Origin of the sequence: Ramlibacter sp. WS9 (genome assembly GCF_003797765.1) — a bacterium.
Classification (GTDB): domain Bacteria; phylum Pseudomonadota; class Gammaproteobacteria; order Burkholderiales; family Burkholderiaceae_C; genus Ramlibacter.
In genome coordinates this window covers 1-846 of the sequence record NZ_RKMB01000097.1, presented here as the reverse complement: position 1 = coordinate 846, position 846 = coordinate 1, and the positions used below count along the sequence as shown (strand labels likewise).

The window sequence follows — 846 nt, the reverse complement described above, 5'->3', positions numbered from 1 at the left end:
GGTAGCGCCACAACGCCAGCACCACGTTCGGTACCACCATCACCAGCGCGGTACCCTGCGCCAATTGCTGGTCGAGGCCGAAGATCACCCCCAGCGCCGGGATCGCCAGCAGGCCGCCGCCTATCCCGAACAGACCGCCCAGGCAACCGAGCACCATCCCCAGCAGGAAATCGAGAAATACATCCAGCATGTCAGCCCCTCTTTCGACGCCTCCATGCTAGGCAAGCGTGGCTGGATGGGAAACGCACAAGAAAGCACAATGGCTATGCCAATCACGCAAAGGCATGAGCATGTTGCCCGATACCCTCAGCGAACAGTTCGTTCTCTACCTCGATGTCCTCGATGGCGGCAGCTTCTCCGCCGCTGCGCGCAAGCACCCGCTCACCCCGTCCGCCGTGGCGCGCCGGATGGACGCCCTGGAGCGCGCCGTCGGCAGCACCCTGCTGGTGCGCACCACCCATGCGGTACGCGCCACGCCGGCCGGCCTGGCCTTCGCCGACCGCGCCCGGCGGATCGTCACCGAACTGCGCCTGGCCCGCGCCGAAGCGGTGTCCCTGAGCACCGCGCCGCAGGGCCTGATCCGTATCGATGCGCCGGTGCCCTTCGGCCGCCGCCACCTGGCCCCGGCGATCGCCGACTTCCTCAAGGCCAACCCCGGGCTGGACGTGCAATTGCGCCTGATCGGCAGCTTCATCGACCTGCAGGGCGAACATCTCGGCGAGGTCGACCTGGTGTTGCGCGCCGGCCCGCTGCCCGACAGCCGCCTGGTGGCCACTTCGCTGGCGCCGATGGTGCGGGTCGTCTGCGCCAGCCCGGAGTACCTGCGCGAACACGGCGTTCCCGCAT

The 846-nt window shown here is 68.3% G+C and carries 2 protein-coding genes; one reads left to right on the top strand and one right to left on the bottom strand.

Annotation, left to right across the window (positions count from 1 at the left end; all coding sequences use genetic code 11):
* Positions 1–190, bottom strand: a 190-nt coding sequence (locus EEB15_RS33095) for a TSUP family transporter (protein ID WP_141514239.1), incomplete at its 3' end; no start/stop codon positions are given.
* A 94-nt stretch (positions 191–284) separates the two neighbouring features.
* Here EEB15_RS33095 and EEB15_RS33090 point away from each other — a divergent pair.
* On the top strand, positions 285–846 hold a 562-nt coding region (locus tag EEB15_RS33090; RefSeq protein ID WP_199236699.1), incomplete at its 3' end, for a LysR family transcriptional regulator.